Origin of the sequence: Legionella santicrucis, assembly GCF_001468135.1 — a bacterium.
Classification (GTDB): Bacteria; Pseudomonadota; Gammaproteobacteria; order Legionellales; family Legionellaceae; genus Legionella; species Legionella santicrucis.
Genome location: NZ_LNYU01000051.1, coordinates 1 through 6,798, shown reverse-complemented (window position 1 = coordinate 6,798; position 6,798 = coordinate 1). Strand labels below are relative to the sequence as shown.

Sequence of the window (6,798 nt, the reverse complement as noted above, 5' to 3'; positions counted from 1 at the left end):
TCAAAATTATTAATTTATCTGGTGGTATACCAATGAAGCCTCAACTTGATTCATTACGGCATGGAGCGCATATCATTGTAGGAACACCAGGGAGAGTTCTTAAGCATTTAAAAAACGCCTCTTTAGACTTATCTCAGGTAAAAACTTTAGTTTTAGATGAGGCAGACAGAATGCTGGATATGGGTTTTTTTGATGACATTAAAAACATTATTTCGATTTGTCCTAAACAAAGACAAACTCTACTTTTTTCTGCGACCTATCCCGAAGAAATCAAACAGCTTTCAAAGCAATTTATGAAAAACCCCAAAGAAGTTCATGTAGAAACTCCTCCTGAAGACATTGATGTCGAACAATATTTTTATGAAGTCTCAAAACAAGCTCAGAAATATCCCTTATTAAAATCATTACTGTTGCATTATCGACCCATATCAACGTTAATCTTCTGTAATACCAAACAACAAACAATGGAAGTAACAGCCCAACTTCTCCACGAAGGCTTCAGTGCCATCGCTTTAAATGGAGATATGGAGCAAGCCGATCGTGATCTTGCTGTCTTGCGTTTTGCCAACCAAAGTTGCTCTATTCTTGTCGCCACTGATGTTGCAGCACGAGGACTTGATATAAAGGAACTTCCTGCAGTGATTAATTTTGATCTCGCTTTTGATCACGACGTCCATATTCATCGTATTGGTCGAACTGGACGAGCAGGAAGTAAAGGCATTGCCTTAAATATTACAACGCCTTCAGATGTACAACGAATTTGCATCATTGAAGACAATCTCCAGCAGCCCATTCATTGGGGGAACATTGGTGAACTAGAAAATCACCACATTACCCCGTTAGTGCCAGAAATGGTTACACTTTGCATTGCTTCCGGTAAAAAAGATAAAATTCGCCCCGGCGACATCCTTGGGGCATTAACCAAAGATGCAGGATTAGCATGCAACACAATTGGTAAAATTAACATCACTGCCATATACTCCTATGTTGCAATCCACCACAGCCAAGTAGATAGAGCGTACCAATATTTACAAAGTGGAAAATTAAAAGGACGTAAAGTTAACGTACGCAAAATAAATTGATTTTTTAAAGCCTTTAAGGATGAATTACTTAAAATATTTAAATAATAGTCAAAGTAATTTTAAACCACAAAAACCATTATGCTCAAAATTTTTCTGTCACCCAAACGTGTCTCAACCGTGGCCGCACTATGCTGGGACAGGCAGTTTTAAGCCTCAAAGGTGAACCACACCCACTAAATTTCTGGAGTTTTTTTTAGACTCTCTTCTAAATTCTAAAATTGTTTCGTGATTGAACAATCGTTCCTATTATCGTATAGAGATATTTTTTAATATTTATAAAATCATTAAACAAAGGATTAAGTGCTTTGAGATATTTTTCTTCTCCATCTGTTAAAAGCTGGCGAAATAGTAGTTTTTTTTCAGACGAAATAGCTAGAACATAGTCCAAATTTTCAGCGACCATTTCTGGTTCAACAATCAATAAACTTTTATCAGGGAAGTTTGGTTCCATGGCACAACCTTGAACATAACATGCAAAAGCCTTACTACTAACTAATAAATCCGTTTCAATAAAAGAGGCTTCAATTAATCCATCCGATAGAAAATATTCATAAATATATTGGGGTTCTATTAGTGGAATAAATTGTTTCTTAACAATACTAGGCTTAAATGTTCCACAAATGTTTTGTGGAAGCGCGTCTTCACCAATTAATTGGCTTACAGTAATTTGAAAGTAGCGTGCAATTGGAAGAAGAGAGGAAATATTAGGACTAAACTCTGCCACATTAGAGCGTAATCGGCTAATTGTACTGGTAGGCAACCCAGTTTCTCTTGCTAACTCAGTGGCATCAATATCACAATGCGCCATTAAGGAAGAGATGTTTTCTCCTATTCGACTAAAATCTAAAAGTTTCTCGTTTTTCTTCATGCGATTTATATTCCTTAAATTGAAAAGTAATAGTATATGGAAAAAATTTTTAAGCCAATCATAATGAGTTTAATTTAAAGAACAGAATAAATTTCATTTAATGTTAAATATTATTTAATTATTTATAAAAATAAAATTTACTTCGCTTTAATAAAAGAATATATTCACTTTATGGATTTTATTTTTAAATATCCAATTAATGGAATATTTTGTAAGGAACATACATGGAAAGATATGAATTCAGTGAAATTTTGGTTAATTATCATTTAAATGAAGTGTGCAATTATAATTGTCGCTATTGCTTTTCAAAATGGGAAATTCCAGAAAAATTAAAGCGTGAACAAGATATAACAGCAAGACTTGCCGTACTCAAAGAATTACAACGTTTCTTTTATCGTACTGATAACAATAATCCTATGAGAGAACTAATGTCTTGGAATAAAGTGAGGATTAATTTTAGTGGTGGCGAACCAATGCTGATTCATAAAATTGATGAAATCATTAAGGAAGCGCATCAGTTAGGATTCAAGCCGTCTTTAGTTACAAATGGTAGTTTGCTTAACACGAACAATCTTCTGAAACTTGCTCCTTATTTAGTAAAATTAGGTATTAGTTTAGATAGCCCTAATTTAGAAACCTTACAAAAAATTGGGCGAATGACAAAATCGGGAAAAACTTATAGCACTCAATCGATTTTAGCTAGTGTAAAACGTGCTCGAGAAATTAATAGCAATATTATTATTAAAATAAATACCATCGTTAATGTTTTGAATAAAGATGAAGATTTTTCTTCGCTGATTGATAGCATTCAACCGGATGAATGGTCCGCCATTCAAGTGCTCGATTTTTTTGATAAAGATTCTGCTATTAGTATAGAAGAATTTAATAGATTTATTGATTTTCATCGCCAACGTTATCCGCATCTACTTTTTTCTGAAAATAATGAGGATTATTCCGCATCATTTTTGATGATTTCGCCAGAAAATAATTTTTTTTCAAACCGTGGTCAATTTGAAGGAAAAGGCTATAAACATAGTGAACCAATTCATATTGTTGGAGCAGAAAAGGCATTAGCTCAAATTGATTTCGATTATGCTAAATATATCCAGCGTCATAAAGGTAAGCATATTTTATATGATCTTCCAATAGCCCATGGATATACATGAGTTATATTGTATATCTTCACAATAAAACATCTTAGGTTTAGGCTAGCAATTTATCATTTTAACCGGTGTCCTATTTAAAGCTTTTTAGTGATAGTAATATTCACTTAATTTTCAAGGTTCAAAAAGAGATTGATAATTGAGCTAATCTATATCGTGTAGATATTCTCATTTAAAGTGTATTTTTTCGATTTCCGAATCTTTTTTAAGATAATTCTCATTATAATAAGAAATATTTGAAAAACAGACTGAATTAGCTATAATTCTCATTATAATGAGAATTGAGTAATCTAAAATGGATAAGTATAATATCGAGAGCCTGGAAGAATTAGCAGAGGTACTCAAAAATCGACGTCGGGAATTGAATATAACTCAAAAATCCTTAGCGGCTTTTTGCAATCTTTCTCATAATGGCATTAGTCGTATTGAACTCGCACAATCTGATGCTCAACTATCAACAATTTTAAAAATGTCTAAAATTCTGGGTTTTAAAATTATACTCGAGATGGAACAATGAAAGCACTTTATGTGTTCTATGAAAATAAAAGAGTCGGTGTTTTTTCGCGTGATGAAAATTTAGTTTCTTCTTTTTCTTATGATGAACAATGGCAAGTTGATAAAAATAGCTTTCCTCTAAGCCTAGCTATGCCCCTCTGACAGAAATCTTTTAGCAATAGAATTACTCTATCCTTTTTTGAAAACCTTCTTCCCGAAGGTGATGTACGAGACGCTTTGGAGTATGACCATAATATTCATGGTTCTTTCGAGTTTTTGGAACGCTTTGGTCAAGATTGTGCAGGAGCGGTTATTATTAGCCCTAATGAGAATTTTTCATATAGACCTGGTAGTTCTTCTATGAAAGAAATAGATATAGAAGAAATATATGCAGCAATAAGTAAAAAAAAATCTATCGCTGAAGTAGTCTCTCACATGGAAAAAATAATGGATAAACATCCACGAGCAAAAATACCTAAACGTATTAGTACCTTGATTGCAAAACGAGCAAAAGGTTTACGTCAGCAAGGCGAGTGAATAAGCTTTTTATTTGGACACTTTAGTGCTTTTTAAGAGAGAAAGGAAGAGACATTCGAATGAATGCACTCTTTACCCCCTAATTGAAATTCACCTTTATAAGTACTTCTCCAAATTGATTATTCATCTCTAAAAATTAAACGAAACTGCAAAAATGTCGAAAAGTAAACAGATCTTCTATTATAGGTGAACCGTATATTTTATTTTAAAAAAACATCCGCTATAGTAACTTGGCTTCAGATAGATAACACGCAATTAATTAATTTTTAAGGATATTTATGAATTATGTGAAGAGATTATGTTCTATTTTTTTGTCGTTATTTTTAACATCATATGCAATGGCATCAACAAATAAGTCTACTCTGTTGTTAGTTCATGGCGCTTTATTTACTAGTGCAGGTTGGCAAGAGGTTCAAAGTCACCTACAAAATCTAAATTATAACGTGGTCACTATTGATGTACCCGGAAGAGCTGGAGATGGAATTATTGCGAAGGATGTCACTTTATCTATGGCTACAGAGAAACTTTGTAAAGTTGCTAATTTGCAACGAGGGAAAGTCGTTTTGGTTGGACATAGTCAGGGGGGAGCCTTAATTACCAAAGCTCTTGACAAGTGCGGCAGCAAAGTGAAAGCTTTAGTTTATTTAACCGCAGTAATGCCATTAAATGGAGAAAAAGCATTTGATGATCTCAATGAGAGTGATGCAGAGAATTTTAATGCAGATACTTTCTTTGATGAGGAAAACGCAATATTCCATATTAATTATAATGGCCCCATTAAAGAAACATTTATGGCCGATGTAACTCCAGAGCAATATGAACGAGCTTTACATAATATGGTTCCTGAGCCTGCAAATATCAGCGAAGAGATCCTAAACTACCCCATAGAGCTTTTTAATGCTATCCCTAAATTTTATATAGAAACAACAGAAGATAAAATTATTTCTATTGCTACCCAAAGAAAAATAGAAAGAAAAACAAAGTTTGAAAAAATTTATATAATGAACACAAGTCATTCACCTTTTCTTTCTAATTCAAAAGAGTTAGCAAATCATTTGATTGATATTATGGACAATTTTTAAAAGCGATAATCAGGTTGCCTGAACATTTGCATAGAATAATGAAATTTTCGAAAGAAGCAGCTAGGGTAATCTGGTTGCTTGCATCCTGTGCAAATCCCAAAGATGCGAAAAAAGGTACGCTAAGCCATGAACCTTTTTGGCGATTGATAAAAATCTCTATTTCAAAAATGGAAGAAATAGGTAAATTCAGATAGATCTTTGGTTAATACAATTCAGATGCCCTGTATCAGAACGTCTTAAGTCAAGTAGAAAATATTAAAGATTCGAGAGATTACCGTATTTGAGTACGCCACTATTATACATCGTACGAGACATTGAGTTTGGAAAGAAAGTTATTTATAAATAATTCGCCTTGTCAGGAGCAAATGTACTATGCAGAGACTGGTATTGCTCTTTAAGTTTATAAAAATAAAAACACTCTTTAGGATCAAGCAAAAAAGTAGCTAACAAATGAGAAGAACCATTTAATATCCTTTCCATATTGATATGTTCCTGATAACAGGAAGATGCACTGCGAGGTGTATTATATACAGTGAAGTTGTAACCACTAAATAAAATAAATGATAAAATGACGAAAAGGAGGCTTCTGGATGTAATGCCAATTGAGAACAGAACCAAAAATCATTTTTTAATAAATATTCGGATTCTTTGGGTTGAAAATTAATATGAATTTATTTCAATCATTATTAGAGCATGCTTATTATCAAACACCGTTTACTATTCCTCGCCAATGCATCGAGGAGGCAATAATACGTTTTTTTGAATTTCTAACGCTTCCCGATGGGGTGAAAAATAACATTGATTTCCAACTACGTGAAGGACATAGGCGCGGTGATGTTGGTTATAAAAAGCGTATTGCTTCTGACGATGATTATAGAGATGATAAAGAGTTTTTTCATTTTCATCCTGACATTTTTAGACGCTACAAAAACTTTATTGATGAGCATCCGATAGTGTCAAATTTTTTAAATGTAGCTTATGATATTTGGCTGGAGGCTGAAGTAACTGTAAAATTATTATTGCGTCAACTGGAAGATCAATTTCCTGGATGTATAGAGACCATTTTTCCAGACGGTAAATCAGAAACTCTCCTGCGTTTTCTTAAATATGACTGGCAAGTTTGCGGTCAATATTTAGCAAAGCCACATTATGATGCCGCCGCAGTCTCATTAGCAATTGCAGAAGACAAACCAGGTTTGCGAATCGGTAAAAACCAATCCTCATTACAGCTTATTCAGCATCAAGAAGATAAAGCCGTATTTTTTATTTCTAGTAATTACAAGCGCGTATTTGGTGAGCAATGTCTTTTTAATCCCGCATGGCATGATGTGATTCAAATAGATAAAACCAAAATAGGAGCACCTTACTCAAGGTGGGCTATTGTTGCTTTTTTTGTACCTTACGGAGTTGCTGAACTGCCTCGTTCATTGACACATCGGTGTATTAAGACATAATCAAACTGACTGCAAGAGGCACTCAATTGGTAATAGGTCACCCCTAATAAACTTTCAAGAAGTTTATTAGGAGAACTGATCCTCTTTATATTCTAACCAAAGCTACCGCCAAAAGAT

At 33.6% G+C, this 6,798-nt stretch carries 7 protein-coding genes and 1 pseudogene; 6 read left to right on the top strand and 2 right to left on the bottom strand.

Going from position 1 to position 6,798, the window contains the following annotated elements; all coding sequences use genetic code 11:
* A partial coding sequence (gene dbpA / locus Lsan_RS10765) for an ATP-dependent RNA helicase DbpA (RefSeq protein ID WP_058514405.1) occupies nt 1-1,082 on the top strand: 1,082 nt, incomplete at its 5' end.
* A 205-nt stretch (nt 1,083-1,287) separates the two neighbouring features.
* On the opposite strand, the gene Lsan_RS10760 is transcribed toward dbpA, so the two are convergent.
* The gene (locus Lsan_RS10760; RefSeq protein ID WP_058514402.1) at nt 1,288-1,950 is read right to left on the bottom strand and encodes a helix-turn-helix domain-containing protein; all 663 of its coding nucleotides are present in this window, start codon (nt 1,948-1,950) and stop codon (nt 1,288-1,290) included.
* A gap of 224 nt (nt 1,951-2,174) precedes the next feature.
* Here Lsan_RS10760 and Lsan_RS10755 point away from each other — a divergent pair, with 224 nt between their 5' ends.
* The 4 genes and pseudogenes from Lsan_RS10755 to Lsan_RS10740 all read left to right on the top strand — a co-directional run bounded on the left by Lsan_RS10755 (nt 2,175) and on the right by Lsan_RS10740 (nt 5,227).
* Entirely contained in the window at nt 2,175-3,116 is a 942-nt protein-coding gene (locus tag Lsan_RS10755) for a viperin family antiviral radical SAM protein (RefSeq protein ID WP_058514401.1), read from the top strand.
* Between the two features lie 292 nt (nt 3,117-3,408).
* A complete protein-coding gene (locus Lsan_RS10750) occupies nt 3,409-3,630 on the top strand; it encodes a helix-turn-helix domain-containing protein (protein WP_058514400.1) in 222 nt (73 codons plus the stop codon).
* A pseudogene (locus Lsan_RS10745) lies at nt 3,627-4,145 on the top strand (HipA N-terminal domain-containing protein). Before Lsan_RS10750 ends, Lsan_RS10745 begins: the two are co-directional and overlap by 4 nt.
* 278 nt (nt 4,146-4,423) lie before the next feature.
* Nucleotides 4,424-5,227: an alpha/beta fold hydrolase gene (locus Lsan_RS10740; protein ID WP_058514398.1), complete on the top strand. Its 804-nt coding sequence runs from the start codon at nt 4,424-4,426 to the stop codon at nt 5,225-5,227.
* 336 nt (nt 5,228-5,563) lie between these two features.
* On the opposite strand, the gene Lsan_RS22090 is transcribed toward Lsan_RS10740, so the two are convergent.
* Nucleotides 5,564-5,707, bottom strand: a complete 144-nt coding sequence (locus Lsan_RS22090; protein ID WP_157068302.1) for a hypothetical protein — start codon at nt 5,705-5,707, stop codon at nt 5,564-5,566.
* A gap of 185 nt (nt 5,708-5,892) precedes the next feature.
* Between Lsan_RS22090 and Lsan_RS10735 the strand changes: the two genes are divergently transcribed.
* On the top strand, nt 5,893-6,681 hold the full coding sequence (locus tag Lsan_RS10735) for a hypothetical protein (protein ID WP_058514397.1): 789 nt from the start codon (nt 5,893-5,895) through the stop codon (nt 6,679-6,681).
* The last annotated feature ends 117 nt before the right edge of the window (nt 6,682-6,798 follow it).